This is a genomic window from Chryseobacterium sp. CS3K3.1 (assembly GCF_059515165.1).
In genome coordinates, this window is sequence record NZ_JCAKRV010000001.1 from 313,155 (window position 1) to 336,695 (window position 23,541).

A 23,541-nucleotide genomic window follows, 5' to 3' on the forward strand; every position below is an offset into this window, starting at 1 on the left:
TATCCAACTTCCCTCTTTTAGACCAAACTGTTCTTATCAGAGTAATTAAGTTTAAAGAAAATAAAAGTCATCATAGAGAATGCCAGTAAAGAACTACCTCCATAACTGAAATAAGGAAGCGGAATCCCAACTGTCGGGAAAAGCCCCATAACCATTCCCAGGTTGATTGAAAAGTGCATCAACAGAATCGAGGCAAAGCAATATCCGAATACACGGTTAAAAGTAGATTTCTGCTGCTCTGCGAGATAATATATCCTTCCGATATAGACCATATAGCAAAAGATAAGAATTGCACTTCCTAAAAAGCCCCATTCTTCCCCAACTGTACAAAAAATATAATCGGTTTCCTGTTCCGGTACAAATTTCCCCTGGGTTACAGAGCCCTCACGGTATCCTTTTCCCCAAAGCCCGCCGGATCCGATCGCTGTTTTGGAATATAAAAGATTGTATCCTGAAGTATCTCTGAATGCCTTTTCCCCTTTGTAAAGAACTTCAATTCTTTCTCTCTGGTGCTTGGGCAGTTTCTCTAAAATATAAGGAGATCCGAAAGCGAGTCCGCACAGTAAAAGAATAGAGCCAGCAATTCCTGAGATAGAAATCACATCCCATGACATTCTATGATAATTCATTGCAATCAGCACACCGGCAATCACCAAAACTGCAACCGCAACATAAACAGGAGGAATAGCCAGTGAGATCAGGAAAACTCCGGCAAAAATAAATCCTATACCAAATAAAAGCCCGCTCAGTCCTTCCCTATATAAAGCAATGAAAAATGCAATAAATACAAGCATGGATCCCACATCCGGAATAGCAAGAACTACTGCTGCCGGAATACCAACAATGGCTAAAGTAGTCCATAAAGACTTTCTGTTTTTAAGATTAAAATCAGGTCCTGAAACATAATTAGCGAGCATTAAAGCGGTTCCTATTTTGGCGAACTCCACGGGCTGCATGGTAAAACTTCCGAACTTATACCAGTTCTTCTGGCCAAGGATTTCTTTACCAAACGGAAAAAGCCCTATCAGCAATAGCACACCGCCAATATAAATAATCCCTGCCATATTCTCGAAGAATTTACTTCTGCTGACAAAGATGATAAGCCCCACAAATAATGAGATACAGAAAAAGATCAACTGTTTCTCACCCAGTTTCTGGTCCACACTGTAAATATTTGCAATCGCGAAAATGCAAAGCAGGAAATACAGCCCAAGGCCAAGTTTATCTATTCCTTCTGTCCATTTCATTGCTTCGCAGTTTTTTTAGCAGTGTTATTCTTTTTAGTCTCTTCGTTTATTTTCTTTTGCAGCTTAGCCTTTTGCTGTTTTACCTGCTCAAGACTATCTTTTATTCTTTTCTGTCTGATTGAATCAGGTTTAGGATCAATATATAAACCTTTACGTTTCAAATCAGCAATCCACTGCCTTTTGTATTCAGGCATGAAACTCGAGGTAATCATTTTTTTGTAAAGATGTTCTCTTTTCAGATCACCTGTAATATATTTTTCAGCAATCACGGTACAGGCTGGTCCTGCCCAGGTCGCTCCAAATCCTGCATGTTCCATTACCGCTACTACAACAATTTTAGGTTTATCAGCAGGAGCAATCAATACAAAGATGGAATTATCCTTTCCTTGCGGTACCTGTGCGGTACCTGTTTTTGCCAGTTGGGTAAAATCATTGGATTTCAGTCCCCTTGCAGTTCCTCTTAAAACTACAGCTTCCATTCCTTTTAAAACAGGCTCAAAATGTTTTGGATCAACCAGAGTTTTGTGTTTCACTTTAAATCTTGGGTCTGGATTTGGCTTTCCGTCAATTGCTTTTACGATATGAGGAGTATAATACCATCCTCTGTTAGCAATAGCCGCTACATAATTGGCCAGCTGAATAGGAGTTACCAGAACATCCCCCTGTCCCATTCCGTTATAAATGGCACCCGTAGACATTTCATCCCAGTTTTTAAAATCAGTTCTCTGGGAACCGCTTGCCTTCATGATCGCTTTAAATCTTTTCTCGTAAAAATCTCCTGAAGGTATTCTCCCCTTTGCTCCAACAGCAAAGTCATTATTTAAAAACTCCCCAACTCCGAAACTGCTCATGATTTTTTTCCACTCATCAACACCTTTTGAAGGGTTTCCCGGATATTTTTTGATAATGGCAATAAATGCATAGGTAAAAAAACAGTTACTCGAAACCTGGATGGATGGGATAAGCGGATCTGCTCCACCATGTCCTTTAATTCTTTTTCCTTTATAGAAGAATCCGCCGCCACAAGGAAAAATAGTTTTTTCATCCATTACCCCCATCTGCATGGCCGCTAAGGCAGTCAATAGTTTGAAAGTGGATCCCGGAGGATATCCAGCCTGTAACGCACGGTCAAAAGTAGGTTTATTTTCATAAAGCGTATCTTTTGAAAGGGCATATAGGTTTTTTGATTTATTAGGGCCTGTAAAAAGGTTCGGGTCAATGTCCGGTCCGGTTGCAGAAACCAAAACTTCTCCGTTATTAGGATCTAAAGCTACAATTGCACCATGCTTATTGACCAGCATTTCTTCAGCGGTCCTCTGAAGGTCGTAATCAATCGTTAATGTGATATCTTTACCCGTAATGACGTCTTTATCCAGGGCACCGTTTTTATAAGAGCCTATATTCCGGAGCCTGATATCTTTCTGGATATATTTCACACCTTTTACGCCACGAAGTTCTTTTTCGTAGGATTTTTCAACCCCTGTTTTTCCAATGAAATCTCCCGGTAAATAGTATAGTGAATCTTTTTTAATATCTCTTTCATTCACCTCACTGGTATACCCCAGAAGGTTCCCGGATGTGGAAACTTCGTACTGACGCTGAGGTCTGGATACAATGTTGAATGCTGGATACTTAAAAATAATTTCCTGAACTCTGGCAATATCTTCTCTGCTGAGGTCCTTAATGAAAGTCATCGGGGTCAGCTTTGAATAATATTTTTCTTTTTTGATCACATTGATTTTATTGATAAAATCCTGTTTTGTAATTTTCATTAAACTACAAAACGCCAGTGTATCAAAGTCAGGTTTCATCAAAGCCTGGGTAAACGAAATTTCATAAGCAGGCTGATTACCCACCATGATTTTACCATTTCTGTCAAAAATTACCCCACGCTGTGGAATAACATATTCTGTTTTAATGGAGGTGTTGGCCGCATTCAGCGCATAACGGTCTGTAAATAGCTGCAAATAGGCAAGTCTCGCCACAAAAATAAGGGCGATGACAACAAGAATGGAAAAAATTTTTAAATAACGTGTGTTCAAACTTTTTGTTTGATTTTAAATATTAATGCGTAGATGACTATAAAGATAAATGAAATTACACTTGTTACCAACACATTAAATAATATTTCAAAAAACCTGCTGAACTTAAAGAACTCGATATATTGTACTAAAAGCTGATGCAGGAAAATACTTGAAAATAAAAACAGCAAAAACTGCGCCCATTGAAGGGACTGAAATGAGAAAAAGTCCGTAGATGTATCTGTGGAAGTCCTGAAGATCAACGTTCTGAAATAAGCGATTAACGTTGTTGCAAATGCATTGATTCCCCACGAATAAAGAAAACCGTCAATAGACAATCCTATTAAAAAGCTCAATGCCAGGAACTGAAATTTATTTCTGAAAAACGGATAGAACATGACAAATACAGGATATAATACCGGAGTATATTTCCCGAAAAGAGTAATCCTGTTCAATACAAATATTTGTAATGCAACAAGAAAGATCATGATCAATATATCGGTAAATAAAGTCCTGCTAATCATTTTCCTTTTTTATTACAGCCTGCATAGTGTCCTGAATCTTCTGCACTTCTGCTTTCTTAAGATTCTTCACTACATACACTTTATTCAACGCTCCCATTTTTTCACTCAGCTCTACGGAAATATCCCAGAAGCCGGTTTTATTGTCTACAGAATATCCTGCAATGGTACCGATTGTTACTCCTTTAGGAAAAATAGCAGATTTACCGTCTGTAACAACAGTATCCCCTACTTTTAAGGCAACATATTTCGGAATATCCGCCAGGTGCATTACCCTTGAGTTATCTCCGTTCCATGTTAAAGTACCAAAATACCCTGAGTTTTTAAGTGCTGCATTAATTCTGATCTTGTTAACACTTAACACGGATTGAACCAATGCATAACTATCTGTAGAATTGATTACAATTCCCGCAATACCTCTCGGCGCCATTACTCCCATTTGAGGAAAGACACCGTCTCTGCGTCCGCGGTTGATTGTAAAGTAGTTGTTTCTTCTGTTGATACTGTTGAAAACAATCTCTCCATCAACAAAAGTATAGATCTGCCCTCCACCAATGGTATCGTGTACTCTTTTAAAAACAGGATTTTTCGCTCCGTCTTTTCCATAGAGTTCAGTCATAAGGGCTTTATTCTGAACCACAAGATCTTCATTGATCTGTTTTAACTTCAGATAAGAAACTCCTTCATCAATATATCCGGAAACCCAGGAATTGAACGCAGCCGTCTGGCCCGCAATCCAGGATCTCTGCATGGCATTTCTTGAGAATATCAAAACCAGAGCAATAATTTGCAGGAATATAAAGAAGACGAAAAGAGTATTCTTCGAAAATAATCTCAGCAAAAATCCCATTCAGATATAAAGTCGTAAAAAGTTAAAATTATTTAATTAAGAAATTGAACTTATCCATATTCTTAAGGGCAATACCTGTTCCGCGAACTACAGCTCTCAACGGATCTTCAGCTACAAATACAGGAAGACCTGTTTTCTTGTGAATTCTGTCCGCAAGACCTCTTAATAGCGCTCCTCCTCCAGCAAGATAAATACCTGTTTTGTAAATATCAGCAGCCAATTCCGGTGGAGTAAGAGATAATGTTTCCATTACAGCATCCTCGATTCTGATGATCGATTTGTCTAATGCACGTGCAATCTCTTTGTATCCAACCATAATTTCTTTAGGCTTACCTGTAATAAGGTCTCTACCCTGTACCGGGATGTCTTCGATGTCTACATCAAGATCTTCTACTGCAGAACCTACTTCAATTTTGATTCTTTCAGCTGTTCTTTCCCCGATATAAAGGTTATGGTGAGTTCTTAAATAATAAGCAATATCATTGGTAAATACGTCTCCTGCAATCTTCACAGATTTATCACATACGATACCCCCTAAAGCAACAACCGCAATTTCCGTAGTACCACCACCTATATCGATAATCATGTTGCCTTCAGGTTTCTGTACGTCGATCCCAACCCCAATTGCGGCAGCCATTGGTTCATAGATCAATCTTACTTCTTTTGCATTTACTTTCTGAGCAGAGTCTCTTACTGCTCTTTTTTCAACTTCAGTGATACCAGAAGGGATACAGATTACAATTCGTAATGCCGGTTGAATGAATTTACCTTTGATTCCAGGAATTTTCTTGATGAATTCCTTGATCATGTGTTCAGAAGCGTGGAAATCAGCAATAACCCCGTCTTTCAAAGGACGGATGGTTTTGATATCCTCATGAGTTTTACCCTGCATATGCTTGGCCTGCTCTCCGACGGCAATCGGCTTACCCGATGAACGTTCAATTGCAACAATTGAAGGTTGATCAATAACAATTTTATTATTATGGATGATTAGGGTATTAGCAGTTCCAAGGTCTATCGCAATTTCTTGCGTAAACATATCAAATAAACTCATATTTTTCTTCTGATTTTAAGATTACAAAGATATAAATTTAACACTAGTAAAGAAATTTCCCACCAACTTAATTTGGTTAAAATTTTATTAAAATTTATAATTCTTTATTAAGTTTTAGTTTAGACATTTACAGAGTTTGATTTCAACTAAAATTCATGGGATGTTAAAAGGGCTGAAAAGCGAATTAGCAAAAGGGTAAAAAGCCTGAGAAGGTACCACAAAAAAGGCATCAGTAAAACTTAAAAAGCGTAACAGCTTTTAAGCAACATGCCATTTTTGACTTTTTAGAGTTTCGCCTTTTGCGGCATTCCCTTTTATAGTTTTTTACGATAATTATCATATACACTATCTGAGAAAGGTTAATGAAAAAAATCGTAAATTTGCCACTGCTTATGTTACAGTATTCCAACATTCATCGAACGTCAAATTTTGCCGTGCTTTCAATAAGCTACGAGAAAGCCGACGTAGAAACGAGAGGAAAGTTTGCATTCTTTGATGAGAACATCAAAAACTTTGTTTCCAGAGTCCATCAGGAAGATCTGGGTGATGCATTTGTGGTTTCCACTTGTAACAGGACCGAAATTTATACCACTTCTCCCAATTATCTTTTAGTAGCGGAAGAGTATTGCAAAACGATTGGAGTACAACTTACCGATTTTCTTCAGTTTGCAAATATTCTTACCAAAGAGGAAGCTTTGATTCATCTTTTCAGAGTAGCGGCAGGCCTTGAAAGCCAGATTATCGGAGACTTTGAAATTATCGGGCAGATTAAAAAAGCATACAGCCGTTTCAAAAAAGAAAGACAAAATTCCAATCCTTATCTGGAAAGAGCCATCAATGCTGCGATTCAGATTTCGAAAAGAATAAAAAATGAAACCGGCATTTCGAATGGTGCAGCTTCTGTTTCTTATGCTGCCGTTCATTATATTTTAAACAACCAGAAAAGGATTACTGAAAAAAACATCCTTCTTTTGGGGGTTGGCGAAATAGGACAGAATACCGTTGAAAACCTGGTAAAGCATGTCTATCAGCCGAAAATTAAAATTGCCAACAGAACTCAGGAGAAAGCCGAAAAGATTTCCCAGAAATATAATATTCCTCATGTTGATTATTCTGATTTTGACCAGGAATTAAAAAATACAGATATTCTTATTGTAGCAACAGGAGCCAAGCATCCTATTGTCAACCGGTCTCATTTCCCTAATGGAAAAGAAACACTGATCATTGACCTTTCCATTCCTCATAACGTTGAAAAGAATGTTACTGAAAATAAAAACGTAACTCTGATTGATGTGGATGAGCTTTCAAAACAGATTCAGGAAACGATTCAACAGCGCGAAAGAGAAATCCCGAAAGCTGAAAAAATCATTAAGGAACTGATGAAAGACTTTATTGAATGGGAGAAAAAGAGAAAGCTGGCACCCAATATTCATCATTTCAAAGCCGTTCTCAAGAACATGGAACGTAATGAAATGCATAATTTCTACAAAAAAAATAAATACATAAACATCACGGACATGGAACTTTCTGATAAAATGATCCAGAAAATCACCAACCGTTTTGCAAAATATATCATCGATAATCCTTTAAAAGCCGAAGAAATTAGTAAATTAATGCACGAAATATTAGTTGAACAACCAAACAACGAATTCAATGAAAAGCATTAGAATCGGAACGAGAAATTCCGCACTTGCACTTTGGCAGGCTAGAGAGGTTGCGAGGCACCTTCAGAACAACAATTATTTAACGGAAATTGTTCCTATCGTTTCTTCCGGCGATAAGAACCTTAATCAGCCGCTTTATTCTTTAGGAATTACCGGGGTTTTCACAAGAGACCTTGATATTGCCCTATTGAATGATGAAATTGATATTGCCGTACATTCTTTAAAAGATGTTCCCACTCAATTGCCTCAAAATATTGAGATGATCGCTTATCTTGAAAGAGATTATCCACAGGATATTCTGATCAGAAAAGAATCTGCAAGGAATAAAGAATTCCATGAGCTTAAACTTGCCACCAGCAGTTTGAGAAGAAGAGCTTTCTGGCTGAGAAATTATCCTACCGCTGAGTTTTCGGATATCAGGGGAAATATTCAAACCAGACTTCAAAAACTGGAAGAAGGAGATTTCGATGCTACGATTTTATCTTTGGCAGGCATCAAAAGAATGAAAATGGAAATTGATTATGAAATGCTTCCATTAATGATCTCTGCCCCATCACAAGGCGTAATCTCTGTAGCCGGACATACCGATAAACCGGAGATCAATGAAATTGTGCGCCAGATCAATCATCAACAGACTCAGATCTGTGTAGAGATTGAAAGAAACTTCCTGAGCACTTTGGAAGGTGGCTGTACTGCACCTATCGGGGCTTTTGCAGAAATTATCGGCGACCAGATCCGCTTCAAAGCAGCACTTTGCTCTCTGGACGGTAAAAACTGTATTGCTGTAGATGAAAACTTTGTCTATACTCCAAATGAGAATTTTGGAGAAAAGTTTGCAAAAGTTGTTCTTGAGAACGGAGGAAAAGAATTAATGGCAGAAATCAAAAGCCAGATCTGATAGTTCAGATTTACATTTTTATATTCCTTTAGCCACACTTTTTCATTTTCTTAATTTTACAGACATGAAAATCTTATTTACCAAAAATATAGACCCATCTATTATATCCAAAGAATTAGGAGAGGATATTTTGGTTGACTGTGTTGAGGTAATTAAGACCAGCCCTATTATGATCAATCCTTTTGATCTGAAAAACTACTCTCTGATTTTTACCAGCGTCAATGGAGTTGCTTCTTTTTTTAAAAACAGATTCAAACCCAATGAAGATTTTACTGCAAAAAACTATAACAAAATCTATTGTGTAGGTGAAAAGACCAAGAGAGAGCTGAGGAAACATGGTTTTGGAACATTTAAGGTACTGAAAAATGCTGAAACTCTTTCGCGATTCATTATCGGAAAATGCCAGCACGAGCAATTCCTGCACTTCTGTGGCAATCTTGCCATCAATGTTCTGGACAAAGACCTTCCGTTACAAAACATTAAGTACAAAAAAGTTACCATTTATAATACTGAGGAAACTCATCCTGTAATAACTGAAAAATATCATGCTGCAGTATTTTTTAGTCCGAGCGGAGTTCGTAGTTTTGCAAGGCGAAATTCTCTGGAAGGCATGAAGCTTTTTTCCATTGGCGAAACCACTTCCGGTGAGCTGAGAAATTATACGCAGGAAGAAATTTTTACTTCGGAAGAAAATACCCTGAAATCGATATTTGCATTGATCAGAAAAGAAATCGGAAGTAGGATTTAGAATATCTGTTACCGGATGCCGGTAATATTAGTTACAATAGATTATGATAAAAAACGACCTATATTTAAAAGCACTTCGCGGAGAAACCGTTGAAAGACCTCCTGTCTGGATGATGAGGCAGGCTGGAAGATATCTGCCGGAATTCATTGCTTTAAGAGATCAGTATGATTTCTTTACAAGATGTCAGACTCCTGAACTTGCCGCTGAGATTACTCTGCAGCCTATCCGCAGATTTCCTCTGGATGCCGCGATTCTGTTTTCTGATATCCTGGTAGTGCCGCAGGCAATGGGAATTGATTTCAAAATGAAAGAATCTGTTGGCCCATGGTTAGATACTCCTATCAGAACAATGGAGCAGGTTCAGAATATTGAAACTCCCGACGTGAATGACACTTTAGGTTACGTTTTTGATGCTATTGAACTTACCCTTCAGAAGTTGGACAATGATATTCCATTGATCGGTTTTGCCGGTTCTCCATGGACTATTCTTTGCTACTGTGTAGAAGGAAAAGGAAGCAAAGCTTTTGATATTGCAAAATCTTTCTGTTTCCAACAGCCTGAAGCAGCACATTTATTATTACAGAAAATCACAGATACTACAATCGCTTATTTAAAGAGAAAAGTAGAAAAAGGAGTTTCTGCCGTACAGGTTTTCGATTCCTGGGGAGGAATGCTTTCTCCTACGGATTATCAGGAGTTCTCATGGCAGTACATCAATCAGATTGTTGAAGCATTAAGCCCGCTTACTCACGTTGTCGTATTTGGGAAAGGATGCTGGTTCGCACTGGAAGATATGACAATGTCTAAGGCTTCGGCTCTTGGCGTAGACTGGACTATTAAGCCGGAATTCGCAAGAACTTTAACAAACCATACGATGACTCTACAGGGAAATTTTGACCCTGCAAGACTTCACTCAACTCCTGAAACCATCAAGAAAATGGTGAATGAGATGATCAACCGTTTTGGAAAAGACAGATACATTGCTAATTTAGGTCACGGAATTCTACCGAATGTTCCTGTGGAAAATGCGGAAGCATTCATCAGAGCAGTGGTTGACTGGAAACCGAATGTATAAGATTATTTCTTTTGAAAATATACAAAACCCTTATAGGCAATCTATAAGGGTTTTTTGTTAGAATTACTTTTTAATGATTATTCCTTCATCACTTTCTTTTTAATAACTTTTCCATCAGGATTACTGATCATTATAATATAGACTCCTTTTGGCAGATCTGATAAGTCATAGGAATCAGATGCTTTATTAAATGTTTTCACAAGTTTTCCTGACTGGTCAATCACAGAAATCTTTTCAAATTTACTTTGAGAGCTTTTAATATAAAAATCCCCCTTAACCGGATTCGGATATACATCTACATGATCTGCATACGAAACTTCTGAGGTTGCCAGGAGGCCGCTTGTAATCTTTACATTATCTACAACAACACCGTAAGAATAATCTCCGGCATCATCATAAACAAATCTTAATTTAAAAGCTGCGTTAGCATAGGGTGTCAGATCTATATTGGCGGCAGTATCATAACTCGTTACTACAAATGTAAAGGTATTAAAATCAAGATCCCATATTCCTGCATCACCTGAAAAAGTAAAAACCTGAATCCAGGAAGTTCCATTGAAAACTTCAACTTTTAAAGTAGAATCAAGATTATCAATCATATTGGCATAATTAAACGAGAGCTTTGGATTTACTACTCCGGTCAGATTAATTACAGGAGAAATCAGTCTGGCATTCGTATTAACTACGGATGGTCCTGCGTCATCATCATCAAAAAAAGCTGCTCCATCGGGAAAGCCAGCGAAACCATTCTGTGCACCCACATTCCAGTTAAATGAATTATCCGGATTCTCTACCGTCCACCCGGCCGGCAAAGAATTTCCGTTGAAATTTTCAGAAAAAACTTGTGCATCACACAGACCACAAATCGATAATAATAGAATAAAGAATTTTTTCATAATAAAATATTTGATGTTTATATAAAATTAGCGAAATATTTTTCACAAAACATTAATAACTATATACAAAATCAATACATTACATGAAATTATTAAAAAGATCAGAATTTCATGTTTAACCTTTACATTACATCATATGAAAAAACTCAACAAAGAAAAGATGAAAAGCATTATGGCAGGAGGAGAAATCTGTCTGGAATGTGCTATCGGCTACTATCAGGTCATTATTGAAGGCCGGTGCTACTGTGTTCCTATTGACTAATAAAAAAAGCAGCTCAACAGCTGCTTTTAATTTTATATAATTGACTCCAATATTGATTAGCTCAACATTCTCTGTGCTTTTTTAACGCCCTCCACCAGAGCGTCAATTTCTTCGAAAGTATTATAAACAGCAAAACTTGCTCTCACTGTTCCGGCAATATTAAAGAAGTTCATAATAGGCTGTGTGCAGTGATGTCCTGTTCTTACAGCGATCCCCATTTTATCAAGAATCATCCCTACATCGGAGGCAATTCCTACTCCTTCTAAATTAAAGGAAACAACACCTGTTCTCTTTGCTTTTTCACCATAGATTTTAATACCATCTATTTCCAAAAGCTGTCTTTGCGCATATTCCAATAAAGCATTTTCATGATTCTGAATGTGGGTATGACCAATTTTATTCATGAAATCAACAGCAGCTCCTAAAGCAATATTTCCACCTACATTCGGCGTTCCTGCTTCATATTTGAATGGAAGACCTGCATAAGTAGTACCATCGAAAGAACATGTTGCAATCATCTCTCCTCCTCCGTGAAAAGGCGGTAACGCTTCCAATATTTCTTGTTTTCCATATAAAATACCTGTTCCCATCGGAGCATACATTTTATGACCTGAGAATACGAAGAAATCACAATCCAGTTTCTGTACATCAATATTGAAATGCGGAGCAGACTGAGCTCCGTCTATCACAACATAAGCATCCGTATTTTTTCTTGTTTTGGCAATAATCTCTTCAATCGGATTCACAATACCTAATGCATTGGAAACCTGGTTTACAGAAACAACCTTCGTTTTTTCACTCAAAAACTGATCAAAATAATCCATCTGAAGGATTCCGTTCTCATCAATAGGAATCACGCGCAGTTTCGCTCCGGTTCTTTCACACAGCATCTGCCATGGAACAATATTGGAATGGTGCTCCAGATATGAAATAATGATTTCATCATCTTTCTGCAGTTTCTGTGTTAAAATATAAGCGATGAGGTTCAACCCTTCTGTTGTTCCCTTGGTAAAAATCACTTCAAAGTCATGTTCAGCATTAATGAATTTCTGAATCTTTCTTCTTGAAAGCTCCATTTCTTCTGTTGCCAGCTGGCTCAGCGTATGAATTCCTCTGTGAACATTAGCATTAAGTTCTGTATAATATGCGTGACAGACTTCCAAAACTGAATTTGGTTTTTGGGATGTAGCTGCATTATCCAGATAAACCAAAGGCTTACCGTTCACTTCTCTGTCCAATATAGAAAACTGGCTTCTTATTTCCTGAATGTCAAACATTTATTTATTTTTTAAATTAAAACGTCCTTATTTAGAACTCTTCAAATTTACGGCTTTTTTTCCGAAAGGAAGCATGGGGTTGGGTACTGATCGCTATCTGTTGATAGAAATATTCAATAGGGCAAGGTGAAGAAAGCCAATAAAACAAAAGATGAAATTACTAAAGGGCAAAAAGACAAAATTGAAAGCAGCCTACCAGATTGTTCAGGTATCCTGCTTACTCGTTATCAAATAAAAAACCCGCCATAACTGACGGGTTCTTATATTGTTTAAATAAGCATTCTTATTCTGCTGCAGTTTCAGCTGCCGCTTCAGGAGCTGCACCTTCTTCTGTTGCAACTTCTTCATCCTCATCATCATCCTGCATTGCTGCACCTCCTTTCATTGCATTTCTAGACATCTTAACAGCAACTACTACTGCGTTGTCAGGGTGCATGAAAGAATATCCTTCTGTTTTGATACCACCGATGTAAAGTTTGTTACCAATTCTTAATGGAGTAACATCAACTACTACTTCGTCAGGTAGGTTAGCAGGGATAGCTTTTACTTTTAGTTTTCTGAAAGACTGACGTAAAACACCACCAGCTACAACACCTTTTGAACGTCCTGTAATTCTTACCGGAACTTCCATGATCACTGGCTTATCATCAGATAACTGATAGAAGTCAACGTGAAGAATTTTGTCAGTAATCGGGTGAAACTGAATATCCTGAAGAACAGCTGGAATTGTTTTTCCGTCAACCTCAATAGATACCGTGTGTGCTTCAGGAGTGTATACTAATCCTTTGAAAGCTCTCTCTTCAGCAGAGAAGTTCAAAGGTGCTTCACCTCCATAAACAACACAAGGAACTAATTCAGCATCACGTAAAGCTTTTGTAGACTTTTTGCCCACGCTTTCTCTTTTTGTACCTTGAATTGTAATAGATTTCATTTATAAAAAATTTAAAAAATTGTTCTAATTTTAATTTGCAATCTCTTTAAAATCAATTAAATAACAAATTTACTGCTAATTGATTTATGCTCATGAACCATTGTCATAACGTCTGCAAATAACGGGGCGCAAGATAGCACTTTTATTTTAGATGACAAATTATTTTTAACAGGAATTGAGTCAGTTACAATAACTTCCAGCAATTTTGAATTCTCAATATTCTCGTAAGCCTTTCCAGAAAGCACTCCGTGAGTAGCCATAGCTCTTACTGTTTTTGCTCCTTTTTCAATTAAGATATCTGCAGCTTTGCAAAGTGTACCTGCAGTATCAATCATATCATCAATAAGGATTACGTTTTTACCTGTAACATCACCAATAAGGAACATTTCTTCTACAACGTTTGCTTTTTTTCTTTCCTTATAAGCAATTACTACTTCAGCACCCAGGTGACCGGCATAGTTTTTCGCTCTTTTCGCACCTCCCATATCCGGAGAAGCGATGGTAAGATTATCAAGATTCAAAGATCTGATATGGTCTACGAAAATAGTAGAGGCATACAGGTGATCTACCGGAATTTCGAAGAATCCCTGGATTTGATCTGCATGAAGGTCCATTGTCATGATTCTTGTTGCTCCTGCTGCAGTAAGAAGGTTAGCAACTAATTTTGCACCGATCGGCGCTCTTGGTTTGTCTTTTCTGTCCTGTCTGGCAAGACCAAAGTAAGGAATTACTACGGTAATGCTCTTTGCAGAAGCTCTTTTTGCTGCATCAATCATTAGAAGAAGTTCCAAAAGATTGTCTGCAGGAGGGAATGTAGATCCAATCAGGAAAACTCTTCCTCCTCTTACAGATTCGTCCAAAACAGGCTCAAATTCCCCATCGCTGAACTCCTGAAAGTTGATTTTTCCTAATTCTTTCCCATAATTCTGGGCAATTTTCTCTGCCAAGTCCCTGCTGGTTCTTGTACAAAATAGATAACTTAACTGATCGGCCATTTTTACTTTTTAAAAGATTTTGCAAATTTAAAAAAAAACCACAAGATTTACTCCTGTGGTTTCTAAGTTTTTATTTTATCAATTATTAAGGGAATTTAACTCCTGAATATTTGTTCGGATCTACCTGTGGAAGTGTAGAATTGTATTTGGCGTTAATAGATTTAATAAATTCATTAGCAACAATACCATATCCGCGTCCTGTCAGGTGAACTCCGTCTAAAGAGAACGCTCCGCCAGTTACAAATGTTGCAGTATATTTTACTCCATCCCAAATAATTCCTGATTTAGAATTCAATTCCATCATTTTAGCATCCATATCCACAAAGGCAAGACCTTTGTCTGTTGCGGCTTTTTTTATCGCTGTGTTATACCCTGCAGTAGCAGCAAGAACTTTTGCAGTCTCAGCTTCAGTAAGGACAAGCTTATCTTCTAATGGTACTGAAGTACCTCCTCCAGCCTGTGGAGTTAGAACTTTACTAGCTGGTAAAAGAATTAAATCCTTGGCTGTTGTTTGTCTGTATTTTGGAAGTCCCGGAACAGTTGACAGATCTTTATCTACAATTACAGCTCCGTTGACTGCTGCTCCGGCAGTAAATTTAATCAACCTTCTCTGATATTCAGCATCGCTGATCGCTCCTAAGGTTTTAGCCTGAAGTAATCCTGCATTATACTGAGCATATCCTGTATTCAGCTGAGTCACCTGAGCATCTGTCAGACCCGTAAGAGGCATAGCAGGAATTCTCGTAAAGTAAGGGACATTGGTAACTGTTGGAATATTAGCAATAACACCTTTTCTTTTTGTACCGGCCGGGAATAGTTTATCTACTAAATAAGCATAGGTATTACTGAACCCTACCCCTACAGCACCATCTACTGGAGTAATCGGAACATTTGGATCAGCTCCTCCTGAAGTTGCATATAATAAAACATCATTATTTCCTATCCATAAAGAAATGAAGGTTGGGTCTTGTTTTAGCGCATCTTCTACTACTGAAGTTGTTGTTGATGATGCGAACCTTACGAAATATGGATTTGCAGTAGCAGGCGTAGAGATTAATCCGGCTGGATTCCCATATCCTGGAGCCAGTAAATGCGCTACTCTTGCTCCCGGAACTCCCATATTCTGGTAAGGACCACCAGCAGAAACATTATCCAATGCTGCTCCTGGAGCTGTTGGGCCGGGAGTTAATGCTCCGTTCACAACACTTAACACATATTTACCTGCAAAATCCCCTGTTGCTGGGTTAAATAAATTGGTAAACCCTCCTGTGTCATTAGGCATCATTGGCTGTTTAAAAGCTCCTCCACCTGCTAATTGCATCTGCGCAGCAATCATGCTTGGATAAGATTCATTCTGTCCACTGCTGTAAAGTGCCCCATCTCTATAACCAGCAGTTAATGAGTTTCCTAACGATATATATTTTGAAAAGTCTGCGTCTCCTTTTGTTACCGGGATATCTTTCACATCCGTATCGAAATCCGTATTACAGCTTACTGTAAAAAGAAGTGCAGAAACTGCCATTGTCGATATTATAATTTTTTTCATAGTCTTCTAAAATTAAAATGGATTATAAGAGAAACCTAGACCAAAGTAGAAAGCGGTTGCCTTTGATTGTCCGTTAAGCCCTATATTAACATTATTTACCTTTCTGTACTGAGGCATTGCATATCCTCCAGCAACATCAATTCCGAACTGCTTCAGCTTGAAGCCTACCCCACCTGTAACCACATAGGTATCGTATGAAGGAGTTTCCGGGATAAAGTTATCTGTAGTATAAGGTGCTTCATCATAATAAGCACCCAAACGTCCGTAGATCATATTGGTGAATGCATACTGGGTTCCCAGTCTGAAAGTTTTGGAGTTTTTGAAGTTCTTAGGATTGGTAAGAATCGTTGGATCTGACGGATTGTTTCCGATAGGCGCATTCTCGAAATCCAATGTAAGCTTGCTGTATCTTTCCCATCCATGATAGTTAAAGTCTGCAGAAACCTGCCACTTCGGTGTTATCTTATAAGTTAAACCAATGGTATATTCTTCAACCAATGGCAGCGTTGCTGAGAAACCATCTTGTCCTGCAGCATTCAGTTTTAGCTGATTATAAACAGATTGAGACGGGAACTGGAATGTAGCAGTTCCTGATTTAGCTTTCATATCGATTGCTGAACGATATGCAATACTCACATCTAATTTCGGGTCAGGTCTGAAATAGAAACCGAATCCATATCCGTGTCCGGTTGCATTATCGTCATTAATATTAACCTTTCCGTCAAACTGAGTCACTGCCTTGTCCCAATCCACTTTTCCTCTTGCGTAGATATAGCTGGCACCAAAAGATACCCATGGAGCCAGTTTTACAGAGACCATTGGCTGAAAATAGAAACTTTTCAGTTCCATTTTCTGTACCAATTCCTTACCTTCCCAGTTATCAGGCCATTTGATTGTACTTCCAAAAGGCGTTGAAAAACTGAACCCTACGGTAAGTTTCTCTATGGGTCTATAAGTAATTGCAGCATATAGAGGTGTTCCTATAGGATTATCTGTTTCTGCACTTTGTAAAGTATTAAAGTTTTGAAAAGTAACTTTATTACTTGCACCAAACCCTCCTGCCACTACACTCAGCTTGGAAGGGATAAATGACATACCCGCCGGGTTAAAGAATGTCACACTCGCGTCTTCGGCATGAGCACTAGTATGCGCCATTGCCAATTGTTTTACCCCCTGCAGGGAAACTCTGAAGCCCCCTGCATAAGATAGAACTCCCGCCAATAAAGCAGTTGATACTAATATTTTTTTCATAGACTATTATTATATATATAAGCCAAATATAAAATTATTTTGAATACGTCTGTTAATATTTCCTAATATTTTAAACAATATTGTAAAAGAAAACTATGTTTAAAATAACACCTCGAATAAAATAAAATGCAAAATAATCATTATTAAGTATTTAAAACAGGTGATAAACAAAGCCATATTCACTGTTTAATTTTAAACATTTGTTTAAAAAAAGCAATACAGAAAAGTAAAAAGACAATAAATGTTAAAGGAAACAAAATAGAATAAATAGAATATTAAAAATCTGCATTTTTATTTTTTATAAAGCCTCTGATTACGTCTACAGCCATCATTCTTAGTCAAAATATGGAAATGTTTTATACCGAATTCAGCTTATTTAAGTATTTTAGAATCGCATAAAGATAAAAATACATAAATTTGCAGATTATAAATAATAGAAAATATGAGTTGTGGATGTAAAACATCCGGCGATTCTGCACATTCTTGCGGCCCTAAAAAAACCGCAAATGGCTGTGAAAATGTAAATACCTGCGGGAATAGTTATAAATTAAGTGTTTTTGACTGGCTTTCTAACATCAACAATCCGGCACCTAACAGGTGTGATTTTGTAGAAGTTAGGTTTAAAAATGACAGAAAATCGTTTTATAAAAATGTAAATAATATTCCTTTACATATAGGTAGCGTAATTACAGTAGAATCAAGTCCGGGACACGATGTAGGCGTAGTAAGCCTTACGGGAGAATTAGTAAAGATTCAGATGAAAAAGAAAAAGTTTTCTGAAGAATCGGCACTCAAAATATACAGACAGGCCAACCAAAAAGATCTTGAGGTATGGCAGGAAGCAAGAAAAAAAGAAGATGGCGTAAAGCTTGAAGCAAGAAAAATTGCACAAAGATTAGGCCTTGAAATGAAAGTTACTGATGTGGAATATCAGGGGGATGCGTCAAAAATCACCTTTTACTACACCGCTGATAACCGAGTGGATTTCAGACAATTAATCAAAGATTACGCTGGAGCTTTCCGTACTAAAATTGATATGAAACAGATTGGTTTCAGACAGGAAGCAGCCAAGGTGGGCGGAATCGGATCTTGCGGACGTGAACTTTGCTGTTCTACATGGCTTACAGATTTCAGGTCTGTAAACACCAACGTTGCAAGATATCAACAGCTGAGCATCAACCCTCAGAAACTTGCAGGACAATGCGGTAAGCTTAAATGCTGTCTTAACTATGAGCTTGACAGCTATCTGGATGCGTTAAGCAACTTCCCTTCTTCTTCAACTACTTTGGAAACAGAGAAAGGAAAAGCATTCTGTATCAAAATTGACGTGTTCAAAAAGAAAATGTGGTTTGCTTATGTGGATAGTTCAATTGCATGGTATGATTTCGATATTGATCTTGTTAAAAAACTGATTTCAAAAAACAAAAGAGGAGAAAAAACGCTTCCTCTTGAAGATTTGAAACAGCCGGAAGCCTCTACTCATACCATTGACCTGATCCAGGAAAATAATGTGGACCGATTTGAGAAGAAAAACAGAGGAAACAGAAACAGGAATAAACAGAATAACGGCCAACAGGGATCACAAAACCAGGGCCAGGGACAAGGACAGAAAAGAAACAGACCGGAGAAAAACGAAAGGCCGGAAAGATCTGAAAAGACCGAAAACCCAAATGCCCAGTCTACCAGTCAGCCAAGACCTCAAAAGCAGCACCCACAGCAAAAAGCAGCTGCGGAAAAAGCAGTGAATACTTCTGATGCTGATAAGAAGCCACAGAGCAATCCAAACAAGAAGAAATTCAAAAAGAGATATCCTCCAAAAAAAGATAATAATGCATAAAATTTTAGGATTACTGTCACTTATCCTTTTCTTTAGCTGTAACTCTTCCTCAGGAGGAGACATCATTATGAATTCCGTTGATAACAAATGGAATAAGAAAAGTGAACAAAAATTTAATCTTGAAATTTCAGATCCGCAGAATCCTAAAAATATTATATTTGTTGTAAGAAATAACAGCAATTATCCTTACAGCAATATAAGGTTTATAGTGAATTTCACCAATCTTCAGAACAAAAAAAAGGAAACAGACACCTTGAATTATGTTCTGGCAAAACCCAACGGAGAATGGCTTGGTACAGGGTTTGGTGATACGAAGGAAACTTTATTTCAGTATAAAGTAAATTACCAGTTTCCGGGAAAAGGAAAATATGAAATCGGCCTTACCCAGGCGATGAGAAACGACAACCTTCCGGGAATTGAGGATATTGGGGTAAAAATAGAAACGGCTAAACCGTAACCATAAATGGAAGAAAACAAAAAAAATGCAGGAAATAAGGGGAAAACATTTCCTCTGCCTCCCAAGAAAAAGAAAGATACCTCCTGGAGAAAATGGGTTTCATTTATTTGGATAGGACTCATTGCGGTAGTTCTTGGAATTTCAGGACTTTTCTTTTCGGTTTCCCAGGGATTCCTTGGTGAAATGCCTGATGTAAAAGAACTTGAAAACCCAGACATCTTTGTTGCTTCTGAGATCATTTCTTCAGACGGAGTAACCTTGGGTAAATTCGAAAAAGAAAAAACTCAGCCAATTGTTTATAAGGACCTTCCTCCTTATCTTATTTATGCTTTACAGGCTAAAGAAGATGAGCGTTTCAAAGAACACTCGGGAATCGATTTATATTCCGTTGCCAGAGCCGTAGCTTATGGTGGTGGACGTGGTGGAGGTTCTACCATCACCCAGCAGCTTGCCAAACTTCTTTTCACAGGAAATGCTTCTCAGAATAAAGTTCAAAGAGCATTCCAGAAGCTGAAAGAATGGGTTGTAGCAGTAAGCCTTGAAAAAAGATACACCAAAGAAGAGATCATCACTCTTTATTTCAATAAATTCGATTTTCTTTTCAATGCCAATGGTATTGAAATGGCTTCCAGAGTTTACTTTAACAAGAAAACTTCCGAGCTTACATTACCTGAAGCGGCAACCTTTGTAGCCATGCTTGAGAACCCAAGAAAAAATAATCCTTACAGGTATCCTGAAAAGGCTAAAGAAAGAAGGAATGTAGTATTGGATCAAATGCAGAAAACCGGATATATTGATGCGGCAACCTATGAAAAAGCAGCCAATACACCGATAGAAGTGGATTTCCACCCTATTAAAAGTATCACTGACGGATATTCTGCTTATTACAAATTTTATCTGAGAAAAGAGATTGATAAATATCTTGAGGCTCATGAAAAAGAAACCGGTAAAAAACTTAACCTTTATAAAGACGGTTTAAAAATATATGTAACCCTTGATTCTAAAATGCAGAAATACGCGGAAGAATCAATTAAAGAACATTTAACAGATCTTCAAAAAAGATTTGATGCAGAACAGCGAGGAAGAAAGAACAGACCTTTCTACTATCTGAACGACAAACAAATCAATGATGTGATGGTTCAGGCAATGAAAAGAACCGGCCGTTACAAATTACTGAAAGCTGACGGAATGCCTGAAGATTCTATTATGATGGAGTTCAAGAAACCAATCAAAACTTCACGATTCACATGGGCCGGAGAAGAAGAGGTTGAAATGTCACCATGGGATTCTATCAGATACCACAAACAAATTGCACAGGCAGGTTTGATGTCTATGGTTCCGGGAACCGGGGAGATCAAAGCCTGGGTAGGAGGTATAGACTGGCAGCACTTCCAATATGATCACATCAAGCAAGGTAAAAGACAGGTGGGATCTACATTCAAGCCTTTCGTATATGCCACTGCGATTATGAAACTGGGAATGACCCCTTGTTCAGCTGTTTCTAACGGAACTTATGATCATAACGGATGGCATGTACCGGGAAGAGGCGGAATGCTAACTTTAAAAGACGCATTGGCACATTCTCAAAACCCTGTTGCCGCAAGACTTATTGAAATGACAGGAGTGGACGCTGTAATCCAGACGGCAAGAGATCTGGGAGTAACAGAAGATATTCCGAGAAACAATACAATTGCTTTAGGTTCATCAGACATTACAATTTACGAAATGCTTGGTGCTTACAGTACTTTTGCCAACTATGGTAACTATAACAAACCAGAAATGATCTGGAGAATTGAAGATGCCAACGGTAGGGTGATCAAAGAAGTAAACGTGGAGCCTAAGGAAGTAATGAACCCAATGTATGCTTACACCATGATTGAACTGATGAAGGGTGTTGCACAATACGGAACCGCTTCCGGAGAGCTGGGAAGAAGAGGAATCTCAAAAGCAGTAGAAATTGCTGCCAAAACAGGAACAACTCAGAACAACTCTGATGGATGGTTTATGGGAATTACTCCAAAACTGGCAACCGGAGCATGGGTTGGATGGGAAGACAGAGCCACCCACTTCTTTGGAACAGGAGAAGGTCAGGGGGCAAGAATGGCATTACCGATCTGGGCAATTTTCATGAAGAAAGTATGGGCTGATAAGAGCTTGGGAGTTACTCCTGATGACAAGTTCGTAAAACCTTCAGACTGGAAAGACGGATGTTCAAACCTTAAAGGATTAAGCGGAGGATATGGAGACGAAGGAAGCCTTCAAACCATTGATGAGATCAAAAATCCAAGGCCAGTAGATCCAACGCCTAAAAAACCAACAGAAAAGAAAGAGGATAATATCAATGAAAACCTTCATTCTAATGATGAAGTAGATTTCAATAAATAAATTCTCTTTTAGAAATACACAAGACCTTTCAATAATCTGGAAGGTCTTTTCTTTTATAATTAATACCTTTGAAGCATGAATATCGAACGCATCAGACAGCCATTTATTGAAACTTTTCCCGGTGATTTTTCCAACAACCCTATGCAGAGAAACACTCCAAAGGTTTTATTTGCCACCATTAAACCTGCAGGCTTTGATAAACCTGAACTGATAGCTTTTAACGAAGCATTATCAGAGGAAATAGGCTTGGGAAAATATGAAGATAAAGACCTGGACTTTCTGGTGGGGAATAACCTTCCGGAAAACGTCCGAACCTATGCCACGGCTTATGCAGGACATCAGTTCGGAAACTGGGCAGGACAACTTGGAGACGGAAGAGCCATTCTTGCCGGTGAAATTATCAATGAGGCAGGAAAAAAGACCGAGATTCAATGGAAAGGAGCCGGAGCAACACCCTACTCCAGACATGCCGATGGAAGAGCTGTGTTAAGATCTTCTGTACGTGAATACCTGATGAGTGAGGCCATGTATCATCTGGGCATTCCTACAACCAGAGCGCTTAGCCTGGCTTTCACAGGTGAAGATGTAATGCGTGACATCATGTATAATGGAAATCCAAAACTGGAAAAAGGTGCAGTGGTTATCAGAACTGCTGAAAGTTTTTTACGTTTCGGACATTTTGAACTCATGTCTGCCCAAAGGGAATACAACAATCTTCAGGAACTTGCCGACTTTACCATTGAAAACTATTATCCGGAAATTACATCAACTGACGACAAAAAATACAGAGACTTCTTTGAAAATATATGTACCCGGACTGCCGACTTGATGGTTGAATGGTTCAGAGTAGGCTTTGTACACGGAGTGATGAATACAGACAACATGTCTGTTCTCGGATTAACGATTGATTACGGCCCCTATTCCATGATGGATGAATATGATTTGAATTTCACTCCTAACACTACAGATCTTCCCGGAAGAAGATATGCTTTCGGAAAACAGGGACAGATCGCTCAGTGGAATCTCTGGCAGCTGGCCAATGCTCTTCATCCATTAATCAAAGATGAAAAGTTTTTGGAAGATACTTTAAATAATTTTGGCACCTATTTTTGGGAAGCCCACGACCAGATGCTTTGCAGAAAATTCGGATTTGATCAGCTGCGAAAAGAAGATGAGGATTTCTTCACCAACTGGCAAGGTCTTATGCAAGAGCTTCAGCTGGATTATACTCTGTTTTTCAATCAACTGGTAAAAACAACTCAAGAAACCAATATATCAGAGCACTTTAAAGAGGTCTCTTATATTATTTTGGACGAAGAAAAGCTGGCAAAACTTAATAATTTCATCAAAAGTTATAGGTCAAGATTAGAATTAAACTCTATTTCCAAAGAAGAATCTTTAGCCATGATGGAAAAAACAAACCCAAAATTCATCCTTCGAAATTATCTTCTTTACGAATGCATCGATGAGATCAGCAACGGTAAAAAGGAAATGTTGGAAAAGCTTACCAAAGCTCTTGAAAATCCATATCAGGAAATCTACCCTGAATTCTCCGTCAGAAGACCGTCGGGATATGATGATACAGCGGGATGTTCCACACTTTCATGCAGTTCGTAATTGATTATT

General features: G+C 38.1%; 20 protein-coding genes. 9 read left to right on the forward strand and 11 right to left on the reverse strand.

Annotated elements, in window-relative coordinates:
• Window positions 1-17: 17 nt before the first annotated feature.
• Genes rodA through AC5YGI_RS01380 form a run of 5 tightly spaced genes read right to left on the reverse strand, consistent with a single transcriptional unit; the run spans window position 18 to window position 5,693 of the window.
• Window positions 18-1,247 carry a rod shape-determining protein RodA gene (rodA, locus tag AC5YGI_RS01360; protein WP_202841875.1) on the reverse strand — a complete coding sequence of 410 codons (1,230 nt, stop codon included), beginning with the start codon at window positions 1,245-1,247 and terminating at the stop codon, window positions 18-20.
• Window positions 1,244-3,289, reverse strand: a complete 2,046-nt coding sequence (locus AC5YGI_RS01365) for a penicillin-binding transpeptidase domain-containing protein (protein WP_454510840.1) — start codon at window positions 3,287-3,289, stop codon at window positions 1,244-1,246. The genes rodA and AC5YGI_RS01365 overlap by 4 nt, the downstream gene beginning before the upstream one ends.
• Complete coding sequence (locus AC5YGI_RS01370) at window positions 3,286-3,792, reverse strand: hypothetical protein (protein ID WP_002982456.1); 507 nt, start codon at window positions 3,790-3,792, stop codon at window positions 3,286-3,288. Before AC5YGI_RS01370 ends, AC5YGI_RS01365 begins: the two co-directional genes overlap by 4 nt.
• Window positions 3,785-4,639, reverse strand: a complete 855-nt coding sequence (mreC, locus tag AC5YGI_RS01375; RefSeq protein ID WP_330744891.1) for a rod shape-determining protein MreC — start codon at window positions 4,637-4,639, stop codon at window positions 3,785-3,787. Before mreC ends, AC5YGI_RS01370 begins: the two co-directional genes overlap by 8 nt.
• 28 nt (window positions 4,640-4,667) lie before the next feature.
• Window positions 4,668-5,693, reverse strand: a complete 1,026-nt coding sequence (locus AC5YGI_RS01380) for a rod shape-determining protein (protein WP_002982450.1) — start codon at window positions 5,691-5,693, stop codon at window positions 4,668-4,670.
• Window positions 5,694-6,085: 392 nt separating this feature from the next.
• On the opposite strand from AC5YGI_RS01380, the gene hemA reads away from it, so the two are divergent.
• The 4 genes from hemA to hemE all read left to right on the forward strand — a co-directional run bounded on the left by hemA (window position 6,086) and on the right by hemE (window position 10,078).
• Complete coding sequence (gene hemA, locus AC5YGI_RS01385; protein WP_110009152.1) at window positions 6,086-7,360, forward strand: glutamyl-tRNA reductase; 1,275 nt, start codon at window positions 6,086-6,088, stop codon at window positions 7,358-7,360.
• Window positions 7,347-8,255, forward strand: a complete 909-nt coding sequence (hemC, locus tag AC5YGI_RS01390; RefSeq protein WP_110009127.1) for a hydroxymethylbilane synthase — start codon at window positions 7,347-7,349, stop codon at window positions 8,253-8,255. The genes hemA and hemC overlap by 14 nt, the downstream gene beginning before the upstream one ends.
• Window positions 8,256-8,319: 64 nt before the next feature.
• Window positions 8,320-9,003 carry a uroporphyrinogen-III synthase gene (locus AC5YGI_RS01395; RefSeq protein ID WP_496167331.1) on the forward strand — a complete coding sequence of 228 codons (684 nt, stop codon included), beginning with the start codon at window positions 8,320-8,322 and terminating at the stop codon, window positions 9,001-9,003.
• A gap of 43 nt (window positions 9,004-9,046) precedes the next feature.
• The gene (gene hemE, locus AC5YGI_RS01400; RefSeq protein WP_034691752.1) at window positions 9,047-10,078 is read left to right on the forward strand and encodes a uroporphyrinogen decarboxylase; all 1,032 of its coding nucleotides are present in this window, start codon (window positions 9,047-9,049) and stop codon (window positions 10,076-10,078) included.
• Window positions 10,079-10,155: 77 nt separating this feature from the next.
• On the opposite strand, the gene AC5YGI_RS01405 is transcribed toward hemE, so the two are convergent.
• Window positions 10,156-10,974, reverse strand: coding sequence for a T9SS type A sorting domain-containing protein (locus AC5YGI_RS01405; RefSeq protein ID WP_496167332.1), 819 nt, complete (start codon window positions 10,972-10,974; stop codon window positions 10,156-10,158).
• A 136-nt stretch (window positions 10,975-11,110) separates the two neighbouring features.
• On the opposite strand from AC5YGI_RS01405, the gene AC5YGI_RS01410 reads away from it, so the two are divergent.
• A complete protein-coding gene (locus AC5YGI_RS01410; protein ID WP_330744888.1) occupies window positions 11,111-11,236 on the forward strand; it encodes a GNAT family acetyltransferase in 126 nt (41 codons plus the stop codon).
• A 56-nt stretch (window positions 11,237-11,292) separates the two neighbouring features.
• Here the strand turns inward: AC5YGI_RS01410 and AC5YGI_RS01415 are convergent, their stop codons facing one another.
• The 5 genes from AC5YGI_RS01415 to AC5YGI_RS01435 form a co-directional block, all read right to left on the reverse strand.
• Window positions 11,293-12,513, reverse strand: coding sequence for an aminotransferase class V-fold PLP-dependent enzyme (locus AC5YGI_RS01415; RefSeq protein WP_330744887.1), 1,221 nt, complete (start codon window positions 12,511-12,513; stop codon window positions 11,293-11,295).
• 283 nt (window positions 12,514-12,796) lie between these two features.
• Entirely contained in the window at window positions 12,797-13,444 is a 648-nt protein-coding gene (locus AC5YGI_RS01420; protein WP_110009121.1) for a 50S ribosomal protein L25/general stress protein Ctc, read from the reverse strand.
• Window positions 13,445-13,500: 56 nt separating this feature from the next.
• On the reverse strand, window positions 13,501-14,439 hold the full coding sequence (locus tag AC5YGI_RS01425; protein ID WP_110009120.1) for a ribose-phosphate pyrophosphokinase: 939 nt from the start codon (window positions 14,437-14,439) through the stop codon (window positions 13,501-13,503).
• Window positions 14,440-14,524: 85 nt separating this feature from the next.
• Window positions 14,525-15,985, reverse strand: coding sequence for a G-D-S-L family lipolytic protein (locus AC5YGI_RS01430; protein WP_343643873.1), 1,461 nt, complete (start codon window positions 15,983-15,985; stop codon window positions 14,525-14,527).
• 12 nt (window positions 15,986-15,997) lie between these two features.
• Entirely contained in the window at window positions 15,998-17,236 is a 1,239-nt protein-coding gene (locus tag AC5YGI_RS01435; protein ID WP_330744884.1) for an OmpP1/FadL family transporter, read from the reverse strand.
• A gap of 442 nt (window positions 17,237-17,678) precedes the next feature.
• Here AC5YGI_RS01435 and AC5YGI_RS01440 point away from each other — a divergent pair, with 442 nt between their 5' ends.
• The 4 genes from AC5YGI_RS01440 (at window position 17,679) to AC5YGI_RS01455 (ending at window position 23,532) form a co-directional block, all read left to right on the forward strand.
• Window positions 17,679-19,073 carry a PSP1 domain-containing protein gene (locus tag AC5YGI_RS01440; RefSeq protein ID WP_496167333.1) on the forward strand — a complete coding sequence of 465 codons (1,395 nt, stop codon included), beginning with the start codon at window positions 17,679-17,681 and terminating at the stop codon, window positions 19,071-19,073.
• Window positions 19,066-19,530, forward strand: coding sequence for a gliding motility lipoprotein GldH (locus tag AC5YGI_RS01445; RefSeq protein WP_446107048.1), 465 nt, complete (start codon window positions 19,066-19,068; stop codon window positions 19,528-19,530). Before AC5YGI_RS01440 ends, AC5YGI_RS01445 begins: the two co-directional genes overlap by 8 nt.
• A gap of 6 nt (window positions 19,531-19,536) precedes the next feature.
• Window positions 19,537-21,915 carry a transglycosylase domain-containing protein gene (locus AC5YGI_RS01450; protein WP_227941198.1) on the forward strand — a complete coding sequence of 793 codons (2,379 nt, stop codon included), beginning with the start codon at window positions 19,537-19,539 and terminating at the stop codon, window positions 21,913-21,915.
• A 75-nt stretch (window positions 21,916-21,990) separates the two neighbouring features.
• Entirely contained in the window at window positions 21,991-23,532 is a 1,542-nt protein-coding gene (locus tag AC5YGI_RS01455; RefSeq protein ID WP_496167334.1) for a protein adenylyltransferase SelO, read from the forward strand.
• Window positions 23,533-23,541: the final 9 nt, after the last annotated feature.